At 73.5% G+C, this 15986-nt stretch carries 13 protein-coding genes and 1 pseudogene; 6 read left to right on the top strand and 8 right to left on the bottom strand.

Annotation, left to right across the window (positions count from 1 at the left end; genetic code table 11):
• Positions 1–21: 21 nt before the first annotated feature.
• From ACQPXD_RS18915 to ACQPXD_RS18900, 4 genes are read left to right on the top strand one after another with little or no spacing between them, the layout of a single operon-like run.
• Complete coding sequence (locus ACQPXD_RS18915) at positions 22–1185, top strand: NAD(P)/FAD-dependent oxidoreductase (protein WP_432840191.1); 1164 nt, start codon at positions 22–24, stop codon at positions 1183–1185.
• Positions 1182–1454, top strand: a complete 273-nt coding sequence (locus tag ACQPXD_RS18910) for a (2Fe-2S)-binding protein (protein ID WP_432840190.1) — start codon at positions 1182–1184, stop codon at positions 1452–1454. The genes ACQPXD_RS18915 and ACQPXD_RS18910 overlap by 4 nt, the downstream gene beginning before the upstream one ends.
• Positions 1438–2949, top strand: a complete 1512-nt coding sequence (locus ACQPXD_RS18905; protein WP_432840189.1) for an NAD(P)/FAD-dependent oxidoreductase — start codon at positions 1438–1440, stop codon at positions 2947–2949. Before ACQPXD_RS18910 ends, ACQPXD_RS18905 begins: the two co-directional genes overlap by 17 nt.
• Entirely contained in the window at positions 2946–4448 is a 1503-nt protein-coding gene (locus ACQPXD_RS18900; RefSeq protein WP_432840188.1) for an aldehyde dehydrogenase (NADP(+)), read from the top strand. Before ACQPXD_RS18905 ends, ACQPXD_RS18900 begins: the two co-directional genes overlap by 4 nt.
• On the opposite strand, the gene ACQPXD_RS18895 is transcribed toward ACQPXD_RS18900, so the two are convergent.
• Together ACQPXD_RS18895 and ACQPXD_RS18890 are read right to left on the bottom strand one after the other, a co-directional pair.
• Positions 4435–4968: a hypothetical protein gene (locus tag ACQPXD_RS18895; RefSeq protein ID WP_432840187.1), complete on the bottom strand. Its 534-nt coding sequence runs from the start codon at positions 4966–4968 to the stop codon at positions 4435–4437. The two genes, ACQPXD_RS18900 and ACQPXD_RS18895, sit on opposite strands and share 14 nt — an antisense overlap.
• 126 nt (positions 4969–5094) lie before the next feature.
• Positions 5095–5370 (bottom strand): FCD domain-containing protein, encoded by a 276-nt coding sequence (locus ACQPXD_RS18890; RefSeq protein ID WP_432840186.1) that lies wholly within the window; start codon positions 5368–5370, stop codon positions 5095–5097.
• Here ACQPXD_RS18890 and ACQPXD_RS18885 point away from each other — a divergent pair.
• Positions 5288–5799: pseudogene (locus ACQPXD_RS18885) on the top strand (YbhB/YbcL family Raf kinase inhibitor-like protein). The gene ACQPXD_RS18890 and the pseudogene ACQPXD_RS18885 overlap by 83 nt on opposite strands.
• A 622-nt stretch (positions 5800–6421) precedes the next feature.
• On the opposite strand, the gene ACQPXD_RS18880 reads toward ACQPXD_RS18885, so the two are convergent.
• The 5 genes from ACQPXD_RS18880 to ACQPXD_RS18860 form a co-directional block, all read right to left on the bottom strand.
• On the bottom strand, positions 6422–7615 hold the full coding sequence (locus tag ACQPXD_RS18880) for a DUF1996 domain-containing protein (protein ID WP_432840185.1): 1194 nt from the start codon (positions 7613–7615) through the stop codon (positions 6422–6424).
• 613 nt (positions 7616–8228) lie between these two features.
• The gene (locus ACQPXD_RS18875; protein ID WP_432840184.1) at positions 8229–9932 is read right to left on the bottom strand and encodes an MFS transporter; all 1704 of its coding nucleotides are present in this window, start codon (positions 9930–9932) and stop codon (positions 8229–8231) included.
• Positions 9933–9949: 17 nt separating this feature from the next.
• Positions 9950–10417 carry a MarR family winged helix-turn-helix transcriptional regulator gene (locus tag ACQPXD_RS18870; protein ID WP_432840183.1) on the bottom strand — a complete coding sequence of 156 codons (468 nt, stop codon included), beginning with the start codon at positions 10415–10417 and terminating at the stop codon, positions 9950–9952.
• Positions 10418–10495: 78 nt separating this feature from the next.
• The gene (locus ACQPXD_RS18865) at positions 10496–10981 is read right to left on the bottom strand and encodes a universal stress protein (protein WP_432840182.1); all 486 of its coding nucleotides are present in this window, start codon (positions 10979–10981) and stop codon (positions 10496–10498) included.
• 82 nt (positions 10982–11063) lie between these two features.
• A complete protein-coding gene (locus tag ACQPXD_RS18860; protein ID WP_432840181.1) occupies positions 11064–12500 on the bottom strand; it encodes an MFS transporter in 1437 nt (478 codons plus the stop codon).
• A 128-nt stretch (positions 12501–12628) separates the two neighbouring features.
• On the opposite strand from ACQPXD_RS18860, the gene ACQPXD_RS18855 reads away from it, so the two are divergent.
• Positions 12629–13204 carry a TetR/AcrR family transcriptional regulator gene (locus ACQPXD_RS18855; protein WP_432840180.1) on the top strand — a complete coding sequence of 192 codons (576 nt, stop codon included), beginning with the start codon at positions 12629–12631 and terminating at the stop codon, positions 13202–13204.
• Positions 13205–13357: 153 nt separating this feature from the next.
• Here ACQPXD_RS18855 and ACQPXD_RS18850 read toward each other — a convergent pair whose 3' ends face one another.
• Complete coding sequence (locus tag ACQPXD_RS18850; protein ID WP_432840179.1) at positions 13358–15745, bottom strand: LamG-like jellyroll fold domain-containing protein; 2388 nt, start codon at positions 15743–15745, stop codon at positions 13358–13360.
• Positions 15746–15986: the final 241 nt, after the last annotated feature.

Genomic DNA, 15986 nt, shown 5'->3' with positions numbered 1-15986 from the left:
CCACTTTCCGAAGGGGCGGGTGTGAACTTCGACGTCGTGATCGTCGGCGCCGGCATCGTGGGCGCCGCCTGCGCCTACCACGCCGTGCGCGCCGGGCTGAGCGTCTGCGTCGTCGACCGCGGGCCGCTGGCCGGCGGCACCACCGGCGCGGGCGAGGGCAACCTGCTCGTCTCCGACAAGGAGCCCGGCCCGGAGCTCGACCTCGCACTGCTGTCCAACGAGTTGTGGCGGGCGATGGCCGGCGTGCCGGTCGGCGGCGCGACCTTCGGCGCGCGGGCCGAGCTCGACCCGAAGGGCGGGCTCGTCGTGGCCGCCTCGGACACGACCCTGACGGCCCTGGCCGGCCTGGCCGCGCACCAGGCGGCCGCGGGCGTCACGGCGGAGCCGGTGACCGCGGACGGCCTGCGCGACCACGAGCCCAACATCGCCGCCGGCCTCGCCGGCGGCTTCCGCTACCCGCAGGACATGCAGGTGCAGCCGATGCTCGCGACCGCGCTGCTGCTGCGGCTGGTCCGCGACGCCGGCGCGACCACACTGTTCGGCGAGCCGGTGACCGAGTTCCTCCGCGCCGGGGACCGGGTCACCGGGGTGCGGACCCCGCGGCACACCCTGGCCGCGGGCGCGGTCGTCAACTGCGCCGGCACCTGGGCCGGCGCGGTCGCGGAGCTGGCCGGGGCGCCGGTCCCGGTCGCGCCCCGCCGCGGGTTCATCCTCGTCACCGAGCCGCTGCCGCGGGTGGTGCGCCACAAGGTGTATTTCGCCGATTACGTCGCCGACGTGGCCAGCGACGACGCCGGGCTGCAGGCCTCGCCGGTCGTCGAGGGCACCGCGTCCGGAACGGTCCTCATCGGCGCGACCCGCGAGCGCGTCGGCTTCGACCGCACGTGGTCCCCCGAGGCCATCCGCCGGCTCGCCGCCGCCGCGGTGCGGCTGTTCCCGTTCCTCGCCGGCGTGGTGGCCCTGCGCGCGTATCGCGGCTTCCGGCCGTACTGTCCCGACCACCTGCCGATCATCGGCCCCGACCCGCGCGCGCCCGGGCTGTGGCACGCCTGCGGCCACGAGGGCGCCGGGATCGGGCTGTCCGCCGCGACCGGGCGGCTCATCGCGCAGAGCCTGCGCGGCGAGCCGGCCGACCTGCCGCTGCACCCGTTCCGGCCCGAGCGCTTCGCCGAGGTGCCGGCATGAGCTTCACGATCAGCTTCGACGGCCGGGAGGTCTCGTGCCGGGAGGGCTGGACGATCGGCGCGGCGCTGACCGCCGCCGGCGTGCGGTCCTGGCGCACGACCCGGCGGGAGGGCCGGCCGCGCGGGCTGTTCTGCGGCATCGGGATCTGCTTCGACTGCCTGGTCACCGTCAACGGGCGCCCCTCGGTGCGGGCCTGCCTGGCCGAAGCCCGGCCCGGCGACGTCGTGCGGAGCCAGGAAGGAGCCGGCCGCGATGACCTCGCCTGCTGACACCGACACCGACACCGACGCCGACATCGCCGTCGTCGGGGCCGGCCCGGCCGGTCTCGCCGCCGCGGCCTCAGCCCTCGGGGCCGGCGCCTCGGTGGTGCTCCTCGACGCGGGCGACCGCGCGGGCGGGCAGTACTGGCGCCACGGCGGTGCGCCCGACCTCCGGCTGTACCACGGCTGGAGCACCTTCGCACGGCTGCGGCACCGCACCGAGCCCCTCCTGCGGACCGGCCACCACGTGCAGACGGTGGTGCCCGACGCCGGCGGCTGGTCGCTGACCTGCGTGGTGGGCGACGAGCCGGCCCGGTCGTCCGTCACGGCCGTCGTGCGGGCGCGGCGGCTCGTCCTGGCCACCGGCGCCTACGACCGGCAGCTGCCCTTCCCCGGCTGGGACCTGCCCGGGGTCATGGCCGGCGGCGGGGTGCAGGCGCTGCTCAAGTCCCACGGCGTGCTCGCCGGGCGGCGCGTGGTGGTGGCCGGCACCGGGCCGTTCCTGCTGCCCGTCGCCGCCGGGCTGCTCGCCGCCGGGGCGCGGGTGCCGCTCGTCGCCGAGGCCGGCTCGCCGGCCGGCCTGGCCCGCCACCCGCGCGCCCTGGCGTCGTCGGCCGCGAAGCTGGGCGAGGGCCTCGGCTACGCCGCCCAACTGCTCCGCCACCGCACCCCGTATCTTCGCCGGCACGCGGTCGTGCGGGCACTCGGCGCCGACCGGCTCGAGGCGGTCGAGGTAGCCCGCCTCGACCGGCGGGGCCGGGTCCGCCCCGGCACGACCCGGACCGTCGCCTGCGACGTGCTCGCCGTCGGCTGGGGCTTCACGCCGCGGCTCGAGCTGCCGCTGCAGGCGGGCTGCGCGACCGCGATCGGCGCCGACGGCAGCCTGGTCGTCGCCGTGGACGCCACCCAGGCCACGAGCGTCGCCGGGGTCTGGGCGGCCGGCGAACCGACCGGCATCGGCGGCGCGGACCTGGCCGTGGTGGAGGGCCGGATCGCGGGCCACGCGGCGGCCGGAGCGCCGGTGCCGCGCGCCCTCCTCGCCCGCCGCGCGGCGCTACGGCGCTTCGCCGGCGCGCTGCACGCCGTCCACCCCGTGCCGCGGTACCTCGTCGAGGACCTGGGCGATGACGTGCTCGCCTGCCGCTGCGAGGAGGTGCCGGTGAGCGCGGTGCGGGACGCCGTCCGCGAGCTCGGCGCCACCGACGCGCGGACCGTGAAGCTGCTGACCCGCACCGGCATGGGCTGGTGCCAGGGCCGGGTGTGCGGCGCCGGCGTGGCGGCGGTGACGGCGCACGCGTGCGGGCGCGCGGTGACCGAGACGGACCTGGGGGCGTTCACCGAGCGCCCCCTCGCGGCCCCGGCCACCCTGGGCCTGCTGGGCGGCTTCCGCCCAGCGCCGGCTTCCGGCCCCGACCACCCCGAGCCCGCCGGGCAACTCCGCCCAGCACCCGCTTCCGGCCCCGACCACCCCGAGCCTGCTGACAGCTGCGGAAGGAACCCATGACGGACGTGCACAGCATCGACCCGCGCACCGGCGAGGTCCTCGCCGTGGTCGGCCCCGAGACGACCGACGAGCAGGTCGACGCCGCCTGCGACCGGGCCGCGGTGGCCTACCGCGGCATCCGCGAACGCGACCGGCGCTGGCGCGCGGACCTGCTGCGCGCCATGGCCGACGCGCTGGAGGCCCGCCGCGACGCGATCGTCGCGACGGCGGACGCGGAGACCGCGCTCGGCCCCGCCCGCCTCGGCGGGGAGCTGACCCGGACGTGCTATCAGTTGCGGTTCTTCGCCGGCGTCGTCGACGAGGGCGGCTTCCTGGAGGCCACCATCGACCACGCCGGCCCGACCCCCATGGGCCCGCGGCCGGACCTGCGCCGGATGCTGGTGGCGACCGGGCCGGTCGCCGTGTTCGGCGCCAGCAACTTCCCCCTCGCGTTCTCCGTCCCCGGCGGCGACACCGCCTCGGCCCTGGCCGCGGGCTGCCCGGTCGTGGTGAAGGCGCACGAGTCCCACCCGGCCACATCCCGGCTGTGCGCCGACCTCCTCCGCGCGGCCGCCGCCGCGGCCGGCGCACCGGAGGGCACCGTCGAGCTCGTCTTCGGCCGCGCCGCCGGCGCCCGGCTGGTCCGGCACCCGGCGATCACCGCGGTCGGCTTCACCGGCTCCCAGCGCGGCGGCGAGGCCCTCATGGCGCTCATCGCCGAGCGGCCGGCGCCCATCCCGTTCTACGGCGAGCTCGGCAGCGTCAACCCGATGGTCGTCACCGAGGCCGCCGCCGGGGAGCGCGCCGCCGCCATCGGCGCCGGCTTCGCCGACTCGTTCACCCTCGGCGCCGGGCAGTTCTGCACCAAGCCCGGCCTGGCGTTCGTCCCTTCCGGCCCGGCCGGCGACGCGGTCGTCGCCGCGACCGCCGCGGCGGTGCGCGACAAGCCGGCGGCGGTCATGCTCAACGCCGGTATCGCCGCCGCGTTCGGCCGCGGGGTCGAGGAGCTGGCCGCGCAGGCCGGCACCGCCCGGGTCGCCGCGGGGCGGCCCGAAGCGCCGGGCATCGCCGCGGAGCTGCTGGAGGTCGACGAGGCCGACCTCACCGACCGGATGCTCGAGGAGACGTTCGGCCCCGTCGCGGTCGTGGTCCGCTACCGCGACCCGGTATCGCTGGCCACGGCCCTGCGCCGGCTGCCGTCGTCGCTCACCGCTACGCTGCACACCGGCCCGGGCGAGCCGGCCCTGGAACCGGCCGCGCAGCGGGCGCTGGAGGAGCGGGCCGGCCGGATCGTCTACAACGGCTACCCGACCGGCGTGGCGGTCTCCTGGGCCCAGCACCACGGCGGCGGCTGGCCGGCGAGCAACTCGCTGCACACCTCGGTCGGCGCGACCGCGATCCGCCGCTTCCTCCGCCCGCTCACTTGGCAGGACGCGCCGGAGGCCGCGCTGCCGGCGGAGCTGCGCGACGCGACCACGGGCCTGCCCCGCCGCATCGACGGCGTCCTCATCCCGGCCTGACCGTCACCAGCAGCACGCCGAGGGTGAGGTCGCCCTCCTCCACCGCGATCGCCCACTGCCCGGCCCCGCTGAACAGCACGTAACCGGTGTGGGCCACGCCGGCGGCGACCGGCGGGAGCTCCTGGGTGAGGTCGCCGAGGCTCTGCAGCCGCTGCTCGCTCAGCGGCGGAGCCGGCGGCAGGTCGTTGCGGCCGTACCAGAACCGCAACGGCCGGCCATCCGTGCACCGCCGGCCGGTGAGCGCGACGGCCCGCGGCTGGTCCCGCACGGCATAGATGATCATCTTTGTGACGAAGCCGGGCTGGTACGAATACGGGTGAAAGGTCAGCGGCCCGATCGCCGGGGCGTCCGGAGAGCCGACACCGATGCCGGATTGCCCGGTCGTCGCGGTCGCGGCCGGATGCGGGCATTCACCGGCCGCGACGAACGTCGGCGACGGCACCGGCCGGGGCGGGTTGGGCGCGCCGGTGCAGGCGGTCAGCGTGGCGCACAGCACCACGAGCCGGAGCAGCTGTCTCATGCAGTGGCGATCCTCGCCGACGCGCCGTGGTTCCGCACCGCTCCCGGCCGACTCCTCCCGGCCCTCGCCGGCCGGACCGCGGGCCCGGCCACAGTTAGCGACACGTGCCGCTCCAGCCGAGGTTCCTCACCGCTCCGCGCCGGCGCCGAGACCGGCCACGGTCAGCGAGACGTGCCGCTCCAGCAGCGCGGCCGCGGTGTCCGCGTCCCGGGCCAGCGCGGCTTCCTCCAGCGCGCGGTGCTCGCCGACGTAGTCGCGGGCCGGCCCGCCCTCGGCCGACCAGCGGCGGGCCAGCTCGCCGGCCGACCCGTTCGCCCGCCTGCCCGAGGCGGCGACCTTCACGGTCACCAGTACCACCGTCACCGACGGCGCCCCGTTCGGCGCCGCGCAGATGTCCGGCATCTTCGGCATCCCCGGCGGCAAGGACGTCTCGCCGCAACTGTCGTGGACCGGCGCCCCCGAGGGCACCAGGAGCTACGCCGTCACCATCTACGACCCGGACGCGCCCACCGGCTCCGGCTTCTGGCACTGGGCCGTGGCCGACATCCCCGCCACCGTCACCAGCCTCCCCGAGGGCGACGGCGACGACACCGGCTCCGGCCTGCCGACCGCGTTCCAGCTACCCAACGACGCCCGCGCCGCCCGCTTCATCGGCGCCGCCCCGCCACCCGGCCACGGCCCACACCGCTACGTGATCGTCGTCCACGCCCTCGACGTCGACTCCATCGGCGTGGCCCCGGATGCCCCCCCCCCGCCGTCCTAGGCTTCACCATCACCAGCCACATCCTCGCCCGCGCGATCCTGACCGCCACCGCCGAAACCCCGGCCTAACCACCCTCGGGGGGGTGGGCCAGGGCCAAGCCCCTGCCCACCCCCAACGCGCCACGCGCCGAGCGCCACGCGCAACGCGCCGCCGTGGGCACCAACCACAGCGCCAAAGGCGCAACAAGCAAACGGCGCCCACTGCGCCGCAGGCGCAACAGGCGACAGCACCCAAGACGCCAGGGGCGCGCAGCGCAGCAAAAGTGGCCACGCAGCGGCCATGGGGGGCCTGGGGTGGGAACCCCCCAGACACAGCGCCGCGACGAAGTCGCGCGTGGCTAGCTTTCGGACCCCAGCCCCTGCGCCAAAGGCGCAACAACAAACCCCAACCACCGCGCCAAAGGCGCAACAAGGGGCAGCGCCCAAGACGCCAGGGGCGCGCAGCGCAGCAAAAGTGGCCGCGCAGCGGCCATGGGGGGCCTGGGGTGGGAACCCCCCAGACACAGCGCCGCGACGAAGTCGCGCGTGGCTAGCTTTCGGACCCCAGCCCCTGCGCCAAAGGCGCAACAAAAACCCCAACCACCGCGCCAAAGGCGCAACAAGAAGCCCCACGCACCGCGCCAAAGGCGCAACAAGGGGCAGCACCCACTGCGCCGAAGGCGCAACAAGCAACCACGCCCACCGCGCGCGGCTAGACCTGATACCCGAAGTCGTCGCAGGTGCGGCGCTGGAGGATGCAGTTCTTGGTGCGCTTGTTCATGGTGGTGACGTCCCACATCACGAACGCGTCGCCGTGCATCGACGAGGCGCTCTTGCCCTCCTTGTCGGAGGAGAGGTAGTAGCCCTCCGGGGTGCCCTTCGCGCCGTACTGGATGTCGAAGGTGATCGCCGGGATCTTCACCGGGTGGCTGGCCGGGCAGGCGTTGCCGGCGCCGTAGGCCACGTGGTCCTTGTGGTTGGGGCTGTCCAGGTGCTGGCCGTCCCAGCAGTCCGGGAACTGCAGCATAAAGTGCAGTGTGGCGTTGCCGCCGCAGATCGGCCAGTTGCCGTTGCTGCTGCGGGCGACGCCGTCGAGGTCGCCCGGGCCGTAGAAGGCGCAGTAGAACTGGCCCCGGGCCCCGCGCGGGGTCGGTTCCTGCTTCTTGGCGTCGCCGGAGATCATGCGCAGGCCGTTGGGCATCGGCATCTGGCCGGCCGAGGTGTTCATGAGCGAGCGGTAGTACACCCGGAAGCCCGTCGTCTCCACCGGCTTGCCGGTGGCGTTGTCGTAGAGGGTCGGCACCCAGTAGGCGGAGTGGTCCTGGGTCGGCTTGCAGGTGGTGGCGGTGAACTTCGTCAGGTCCGCGGGCGCGGTGCTGGCGTTGGCGGCCTCGTTGCCGACGAACGAGTGCATGTGCGAGGCGCCCGGCAGGCCGGGGAAGACGATCGGGTCGTCGGCCAGCGAGTGGCTGTACTGGCAGTCCGCCCGGAACTCCGCGAGGTTGCCCACGCCGGCCGGGACGGGGTCGGTCTGCGTCGCCTTGTACGCGTCGACCTGCGCCTGCCAGGCCGCGCGGTCGATGGGGACCCAGCCGCCGGCGGCAACCGCCGGCGGGGCGGCGCTCGAAGGCTTCCCGCTGGCCGACGGTACCGCCGACGCGGGCGCGGACGCCGGAGCGCCGGACGACTCGACTTGTGCCGCCGAGGGTGAGGCGGCGGCGAGGGCACTGTCCGCACTGGACGGTTCCGGATCGGCGGCGGCGCCGGTCAGGTACACGGCCACGGCCGCGACGGCAACCGCGACGACGGCCACGCCGGCGAACACGGCCCGCTTGCCGAGCCGCCCGAGCAGGCCGGGGCGCGGCGGCGGGCCGGCGGCGGGCTCGCTGAACACGGTGTACGACACGGATCACTCCCCATCAAGACGGCCGCCGGTATGGTAGGCGCCGCCCGGCCGTACCCGATAGCGATCTAAACCATCCTTAAAACACATCGGCGAGTTCGGCCAGCCGGGGCAGGTAGATCCGGGCTCCAGCGACTCCCGGAACGCCTCCAGCGCGGCCGGCAGGTCGCCGGCGCCCATGAGCGACACGAAAAGTCGGGCGCTCCGCGCCACGACTTTTCGGACTTATACCCTGACGGAGTAAATGTCCCATATTCCGCTCTTGCCACAACTTGGCCAGCCACAAGTCTCCGCGATCATGCACCCATCACCGCCGACACCAACGCTTTTCCATGATCACGGAGACTTACGGTACCCACGAGTACACGATGTCTCCGCGATCATGAAAAACCCGGGTGAACGGCCGCGAGTCCGCATGATCGCGGAGACTTCCGGTCGCAGCGAGCGCAACGAACGCAACCCGCGCAGCGGGCGCAGCGGGCGCAGCGGGCGCAACGCGGGCAACCCGCGCAGCGGGCGCAACCGGCGCAGCGGGCGCCAGGCTGGCACCCGCCACGATCGAAACGCCGACGGCGCAGAGCCACCCGCAGGGCGCAGGCGGCCACGCCCGGGCCAGTCAGCGCATGGCGGGCTGCCCGTCGGAGGCGATCGCCCGGTCGGGCTCCGGCGGGACGATCAGCACGCGGCAGGCGGCCTCGGTGATCAGCCGCTGGCTGGCACTGCCGTCGAGCAGGTGGGCCACGCCGGTGTGCGCCGGGCTGCCGATCGCGATGAGCTGGGCGTTGACCTCCTTGGCGTACCCGGCGATCAGGCTGCCGGCATGCCCGTGGTCGGCGACACTGCGCAGGATGTGGCCGGACGCGGGCACCCCGGCCGCCTCCAGATCCCGCAGGTACGCCTGGACCCGGTCGCGGGCCTGCTCGTAGCTCTCCCGGTCGACGGCCTCCTCGCCGACGACGGCGATCTCGTGGACATGCAGCAGCTCCACCGGCGCGTGCAGCCGGGCGGCCAGGTCGACGGCCGCGGCCGTGACCGCGGCGGCGGCCGGGCCGCCGTCGACGGCGACGACGATCGGCGGGTTGCCGTTCGCCTCGCCGGTACGCCCGACGGTGACGACCTCGGCGGGCGCCTCCTGCGGTTGCGCGGCCGGCGCATCCGCCGCCGTCTCGGCGTCGGTCAGGATGCGGTGGCCGGTGGCCAGCACCGCGATCGCGATGAGGAAGGCCGCGGCGCCGACGTAGAACGGGACGTGGATGTTGAAGTGGTCGGCGAGCTTGCCGGCGGCGTAGGGGGCGACGCCGCCGCCGATGAAGCGCACGAAGCCGTAGGACGCGGAGGCGACCGGCCGCGGTACCGGCGCGACCGTCATGACCGCCTGGGTGGTGAGGGTGTTGTTGACGCCGATGAAGGCGCCGCAGACGATGACGGCGACGATGACCGTGGTCGGCGAGTCGGTGAACGCGGCGATGACGGCGAGCACCACGGCGAGCAGGAACAGGTTGACGTAGAGCGTCCTGGCCGTGCCGAAGCGCCGCTGCAGGCGCGGGGCGACGGCGACGCTGAAGATGGCGACCAGCAGGCCCCAGCCGGTGAACACCAGGCCCAGCTTGTGCTCGGACAGATGCATCGGATACGGGGCGTACCCCAGCATGGTGAAGAAGCCCCAGTTGTAGAACACCGCCGTCAGGCTCATGATCAGCAGGCCGCGGTGGCGCAGCGCGGCGATCGGGGCGGCCAGCGAGGTGCGCTGGGCGGGCGTCGGAGTCTTGGGTACCAGCGTGATGGTGGCGATGAGCGCGATGAACATCAGCACGCTCACGCCGTAGAACGGGCCGCGCCAGCTGATCCCGCCGAGCGTGCCGCCGAGCAGCGGGCCGACCGCGATGCCGATGCCCAGGGCCGTCTCGTAGAGGATGATGGCGCCGCTGAACCCGCCGCTCGCCGACGCCACGATGACCGCGAGCGAGGTGGCGATGAACAGCGCATTGCCCAGGCCCCAGCCGGCCCGGAAGCCGACGATGCCGCCGATGCTGTGCGAGGTGCCGGCCAGCCCGGCGAACACCACGATGAGCACCAGCCCGGCGATGAGCGTCCGCTTGGGGCCGATGCGGCTGGACACCAGGTTGGTGCCGAGCATCGCGACCGCGGTCACCAGCAGGTAGCTGGTGAACAGCAGCGACACCTGGCTGGGCGTGGCGTGCAGCTTGACCGACAGCGCCGGCAGGATGGGGTCGACCAGGCCGATGCCCATGAACGAGATGACGCAGGCGAACGCGACCGCCCACACCGCTTTGGGTTGCCGGAAGGGACTGGCGGTCACGGGTCCGTGCTGGTGGCTCATGTGGGAGTGCTCCTGTGGTGGTCGGTGTGGTGCGCGGCAACGAGTCGGTCCAGTGCGGACGATGCGGCCGCCAGCGCGGCCCGGTCGTCGGCGGTCAAGCGTTCGGCCAGTTCCATGAGCCGGTGGGCGCGCGCGTCGCGGCGCCGGCGCAGCAGGTCCGCACCGGCCGGGGTGAGGTGCACCATCACCACCCGGGCGTCCTCGGCGCAGGCGCGCCGCTCGGCGTAGCCGTCGAGCTCCAGGCGCGACACCAACTGGGTCATGGCCGGCTGCGTGACGCCCTCCAGAGTCGCGAGCTCGGACAGCCGGCACGGACCGTACGTCTCCAGCGTCCGCAGCGTGGTCGCCTTGCTCTGTGAGATGCCATCGGCCAGCGCCAGCCGCCGCAGCAGCGAGACGACCCGCTCGAGGCTGTTCGCCAGCGCGGCCCCGTCGAGCTCCGCCGGCGGATGGATCTTCGACACGCCGACTTTATATCACGCGCTTATATTCGAGCGTTATGTTTCGGAGCACACCGACCATGGGCGATCGGGACGCGACGATCAGGGCACGACGGTGACGGGCCACCGGCCGGACCGGACCAGCCGGACGGCGAGCGAGCCCGCGATGCGGTGCCGGGCGCTCATCGAGCGGCCGACGACGACGGCGTCGGCCCGCACCGCCATCGCGGCGTCGGTCAGCTCGGCGAACGGATCCCCGTGCCGCACCACGAGCTCGGCCGGGATGTCCAGGTGCGGGACGCGCGCCCCGGCCGCGGCGCGCAGTCCCGTCTCGATCTCGTCCTGGGCCGCGATCGCCGCGGTGACGGCGGCGCCGCACCGGTCGGCGATGGACAGCATCGGGGTGGGCAGGGCGCGCACGTAGACCGCCACGAGCCGGGACCGCTGGCGGCGGGCCAGGCCGGCCGCATAGGCGGCGGCCCGCAGCGACGAGTCCGAGCCGTCGACGCCGACCACGATCGCGCCCGGCCCGTCGGTGCCGAGCTCGAACGTCCCGGGCGCCGCCCGCCATTCCCGCTCGTGCCCCATGGCGCACTCCCCCGGTCGGGCCCCCAATACTGAACGAGGGCCGTTCACGTTCAGCAAACCTTATCGTGACGGCCGTCGTCCATCAATGTCCGCCCGGCCCCGGCTCGGCCGGCGCATTGCGGGGCATGAGCGTGACGAGCGGGAAGCCGATCGCGACGAGGCACAGCGCGACGACCAGGGTGACCGTGACGGCGTGGGCGAGGCCGGCGCCCGCGGCGTGGAAGAAGATCGAGGTGATGGCGGCCGAGCCGATGCCGGCGGCCAGCTGCTGGACGGAGCTCAGCGAGCCGCTGGCGCTGCCCGCCTCGTCGGGGTCGATGTCGCCGAGCGCGACGTCGAAGACGGTGCTGTAGCAGCAGCCCATGCCGACCCCGGTCACGAACAGGGCGGGGGCGAGCGCCCACAGGCTCAGGCCGGTGCCGGCGGTGACGGTCAGGGCGAGGATCCAGGCGCCACCGGCGAGCACCACGGCCAGGCCGATGAAGATGAGGGTACGGCCGAGCCGGGCGACCAGGCCGCCCATCGCGGCGAACGCCGAGGCGATGATGCCCAGGGTCAGCGGGAGCAGGGCGAAGGAGGCGTTGCGCGGCGAGACGTGCAGGCCCTGCTGGATGAACAGCGACAGCACGTAGATCAGGCCGGTGGTGGCGGCGAAGACGGCGAGGCCGGTCAGCAGGCCGGAGGAGAACCCGCGGTTGCCCAGCAGCGAGGGCTTGATCAGGGGGTACGCCGCGGTGCGCTGGCGGTAGGCGAACAGCACGAAGGCCACCAGCCCGCCGATCACGGCGAGGATCGCCGCCGGGGACCAGCCGTTGGCGGAGCCCTCGACCAGGCCGTACAGCAGGCCGAACATCGTCGCGGCGAGCAGGCCCGCGCCCCAGCCGTCCAGGACGGTGGCCCGGTCGCCCTCGTCGGCGGGGAGGATCCGACTGGCGATCGCGAGGCCGGCGACGCCGAGGACGACGTTGATGAGGAAGATCGGCCGCCAGGACAGGCCGAACAGGTCGGCGTCGATGACGAAGCCGGCCAGGACCGGCCCGCCGACGGTGGCCAGGCCGAGCAGCGGGCCGAACAGGCTGAACGCTTTGGTCAGCAGGTCGCGGCTGAACGCCTTGGTCATGATGGCCGCGCCCTGCGGGATGAGCAGCGCGCCGAACGCGCCCTGCACGATCCGGGCGAGGATCAGCACGGCCGGGTTGGGGGCCAGGCCGGCCACGGCCGAGGCGGCGGTGAAGCCCGCCATCCCGGTCAGGAAGAGCCGGCGCTGGCCGAACTTGTCGCCCAGCCGGCCGCCGGTGACCAGCAGGACGCCCATGGCCAGCATGTAGGCGGTGCCGAGCCACTTGATCAGGCCCTCGCCGCCGGCCAGGTCGCGGGCGATGGTCGGTGCGGCGATGTTGGTGATCGTCGAGTCGATCATGTCGAGCGCGTCGGCGAGGAGCACCAGCCCCAGGATCGCCCACATCGCGCGGGTGGAGATGGCGCCGGCCCCGGTCGGGGCGGTCGTCGTGGTGGTCATTGCCGGTACCTCTTCCCGGTGTGGAGGGGCGGCGGGTGCCGTCCGCTCCGTCAGCATATCTAGAATGACTCTGAAAACATAGTCACTCTAGTTTCAGAGTCGTTCTACCGGAGTGGTAAGGTCGCGGTATGACCACGGTGGGCCGGCGGGAACGCAAGAAGGTGCAGACCAGGCAGGCGCTGGCCGACGCGGCGCTGCGGCTGTTCCTCGAGCGCGGCTACGACGGGGTGACCGTGGCCCAGATCGCCGACGCGGCCGACGTCTCGCTCGCCACGCTGTTCAAGCACGTCCCGGACGGCAAGGAGGCGCTGATCTTCGACGACGGCGCGCAGCGGCGCGAGGCGCTGACCGCCACGGTCCGCGACCGCCCGGCCGGCACGTCGATCCTGGATGCGCTGCGGGCCTTCATGTCCGGGCGCGGAGTGTTCGCCACCGAGCTGAGCCCGGAGCTTCGGCGGTATCGCGACCTGATCGTGGCGACCCCGGCCCTGCGCGACTACCAGCGCAAGCTGTGGGCGGCCAGCGAGGGCGCGCTCGCCGAGGCCATCGCCGCCGAGGCCGGCCGCGACGCGGCGGACCCCGCCCTGCGCGCCCTGGCGCGCTATGTGCTGGAGATCCCGGACGTCGTGGGCATGGGCCCGGATCCGCTCGCCGCCATGAACGCGGTCTTCGACCTGCTGGCGGAGGGCTGGTCCGGCCCGTAGCCGGATGGTCGCACCGCTCGCCCGGCATTGGATCGCGATAAATCGTGATATGTCCGATAAGTCGGGCGCGCCAGCGCCCGACTTATCGTTCAACGCGGCCCGGAGACGGAGCGTCCCGGACGGAGCGCCCGGGACGAGAGTCGCCCGGGACGGCTACTTGCCGGTCAGGAACTGCTCGACGGAGAGCGGGCGGTTCACGATCCGCACGTCGCCGATCCAGCCGTGGAAGATCTGGTCGATGTTGCCGCCGTACTCGTGGCCGCCCAGCAGCCACGGCAGGCCGAGCGAGGTGATACCGGTCGACTCGGTGGACGGGTTGTCCACCACCGGGCTGCCCTCGACGTACATCACGGTGTGCTTGCCGTCGTTGACCACGGCCACGTGCCACCAGGTGTCCTCGGGCAGGCCGTGGCCCCAGTTGGTGGTCGGATAGGTCTGGTTCAGCGGGTAGCAGTTGAACTGCGGCTCGCGGCCGTTGTTGGAGATGCTGAGCGTGGCGACCGGCTCCTGCGGGTCGGTGTTGCGGCCGCTCTTGCCGGCGTCGGAGGCCTTGCCCCGGCGCCCGAGCACCGCCATCCAGGCGTTGTTGGTGCCGTCCCAGTCCAGCGGGATCTTCAGGAACGCCTCGATGGTGTACCCGCGGGCGAACGTCTCGGCGTTGAGCGGGGCATTCGCGGCGGTCGTCAGGTAGGCGCCGTGCAGCGGGTTCTTGCCGCCCGCGAACGACAGGCTGGCGTGCCCGGGCTGGTCGGGGTGGTAGTCGTCGGACCAGGTCAGCGCGTGGTTCGAGCCGTCGCCGAGATCCCACTCGGCGAGCTGGACGAGCGGCTCGCCCGAGTTCGCGGTGATGTTCAGCCGGTAGTAGCCGTAGGCGGTCGTGTTGGTGAAGGTGTACGTGTTGGTGGCCAGCCGGCCGGTGAAGGTCTGCCCGGTGCGCGGGTCCAGGTCGGTCCACGCGTTGCCGTCGTTGGAGCCCTGCAGGGTGAAGTCCCTGGGGTCGCGGCCCGGGGCGTCGTTGGCCGAGGTCAGCAAGTAGGACACCACCGCGACGGGCTTGGCCAGCTGGTAGGCCACCCAGCCGGACCGGGCGAACGCCAGCCACTTGGTCGACGGGTTGCCGTCCTTGAGGTTCACGGCGACCTCGTTCGGCGCGTTCTCGGCGCTGACGGTCACCTTGCTGACCTGGCCGCGCAGGCTGCCCGGGACCGGGGCGCCGGCCGGCTGGACGGTCAGGTCGTTGCCGTGCCCGGACAGGTCGCGGATCTTCAGGTCCCCGGCGACCGGGGTGCCGTTCGCGCCACCGCCGTCGAAGCGCCAGTACGCCAGGGTGCCCGGCACCAGCAGCTTGTCGGCCGGGCGGGGCGAGCGGACCGGCACCGGGGCGAACTTGGCGAAGCGCTGCCGGAAGTCGAGCGACATCGAGAAGTAGTCGACGGGTGTGGTCAGCCGCGCCTGCCGGGCGGCCAGCGTGCTGCGCTTGTCCGGGTCCTGGGCCAGGATCCACGGCGCGACCGTCTCGACGTCGATCGTGTTGCGGGCCAGGTCGAAGTGGTAGAGCCGGAGCATGGCGGCGCCGCCGAAGTACCGGTTCTGGTAGTTCGTGATGTGCAGGTGGACGTCGTTGCCGGCGGCGTTCTGCCGGGTCGTGCGCCCCGGGGGCCAGTAGTGGCCGTTGAGGGTCAGGAAGACCTGGTCGTTGTTGGCGATGAGCTTCTGGAAGACCTGGTCGCCGTAGGCGGAGAACCCGGCGTTGTCGTCGGCGTCGCCGTACTGGTACGGGTACACGTTGTCGTCGTACAGGGAACCGACGATCTCGTGCGTGGTGACGATCACCGGCAGCTTCGGGTGGTCCCTGATGAACTGGTTGGCCCAGGCGAACCCCTGCGCCGAGATCCGCCAGTCCATGGCCAGCAGCAGCCACTCCTGACCGCCCGCCCGGAAGATGTGCGCGGTGTTGTACCCGCTCGGGTCGGACCCGGCGAACGTCTTCGCGCGCTTGAACCGCTGCGGCCCCAGCGTCTGCAGGTAGGGCGTCGAGCCGCGGGTGTCGTCGCCGCTCACGTCGTGGTTGCCGGCCACCACGCTGTAGGCGACGTCGTGCGCGTCGAGCAGGTCGAATGCCTTGCCGACCTCCTTGAACGACGACGCGTCGGCATCCTGGGTGAGGTCGCCCAGGTGGGACATGAAGACGATGTTGTTGCCCGAGTCGCTCCCGCTGTTGTTGATGACGTAGCGGAAGGACTCCTCCTGCGGATCCCGGTTGATGCTGTTCTGGCTGCCCCAGTACAGGAACTGGGTGTCGGGCATGACGGCGAGCGTGAACTGCGGGCTCTCCGCGTCGGGCCGCCAGCGGCCCACGCCGTCGCTCCACCCGCTCGCGCTGCCGTCGGAACCCTCCGTGGCGAACGCGGGCGTCGCACCGACCGCGCCGAGCGCCGCCGCCCCCGCGCCCGCCAGCGCGGCGGTGCGCAGGAAGCCTCGCCGGCTCTGTCCCGCTCCCGGCCCTGACGGCGGCTCCCCGCCGTGGTGATGAACGTGCATCTGCTCTTCCCTTCTCGGGGAACAAGTCCAGCGGCCCGGACGCTAGCCAGCACCCTCCAATTCGGGACAGACACCAGGTAAAGGGCATTGATCAGCTGCCTGACAAAACCGGGCGGCGCGGTGCCGTCCGAGTGTGGCGCCCGCCGGAGCAGGTCCCGGACGGCGACCGGGGGCGGCCGCGGGTGCGGCCGCCCCCGGGCCGGTCCGACGCGGTTGGCGGTGGCGCCGGACCCATCGGAGC

Origin of the sequence: Dactylosporangium sp. CA-092794, from assembly GCF_050948465.1 — a bacterium.
In the GTDB taxonomy this organism is placed as follows: domain Bacteria; phylum Actinomycetota; class Actinomycetes; order Mycobacteriales; family Micromonosporaceae; genus Dactylosporangium.
Note: the sequence above shows the minus strand (reverse complement) of the source record. Positions and strands in the feature narration are given on the sequence as shown.

What these genes read in the sequence shown, in the direction of transcription:
- ACQPXD_RS18910 (WP_432840190.1), top strand. Translation starts at nt 1,182, where the DNA reads ATGAGCTTCACGATCAGCTTCGACGGCCGGGAGGTCTCGTGCCGGGAG.
- ACQPXD_RS18905 (WP_432840189.1), top strand. Translation starts at nt 1,438, where the DNA reads ATGACCTCGCCTGCTGACACCGACACCGACACCGACGCCGACATCGCC.
- ACQPXD_RS18900 (WP_432840188.1), top strand. Translation starts at nt 2,946, where the DNA reads ATGACGGACGTGCACAGCATCGACCCGCGCACCGGCGAGGTCCTCGCC.
- ACQPXD_RS18895 (WP_432840187.1), bottom strand. Translation starts at nt 4,968, where the DNA reads ATGAGACAGCTGCTCCGGCTCGTGGTGCTGTGCGCCACGCTGACCGCC.
- ACQPXD_RS18890 (WP_432840186.1), bottom strand. Translation starts at nt 5,370, where the DNA reads ATGCCGGACATCTGCGCGGCGCCGAACGGGGCGCCGTCGGTGACGGTG.
- ACQPXD_RS18865 (WP_432840182.1), bottom strand. Translation starts at nt 10,981, where the DNA reads ATGGGGCACGAGCGGGAATGGCGGGCGGCGCCCGGGACGTTCGAGCTC.
- ACQPXD_RS18860 (WP_432840181.1), bottom strand. Translation starts at nt 12,500, where the DNA reads ATGACCACCACGACGACCGCCCCGACCGGGGCCGGCGCCATCTCCACC.
- ACQPXD_RS18855 (WP_432840180.1), top strand. Translation starts at nt 12,629, where the DNA reads ATGACCACGGTGGGCCGGCGGGAACGCAAGAAGGTGCAGACCAGGCAG.
- ACQPXD_RS18850 (WP_432840179.1), bottom strand. Translation starts at nt 15,745, where the DNA reads ATGCACGTTCATCACCACGGCGGGGAGCCGCCGTCAGGGCCGGGAGCG.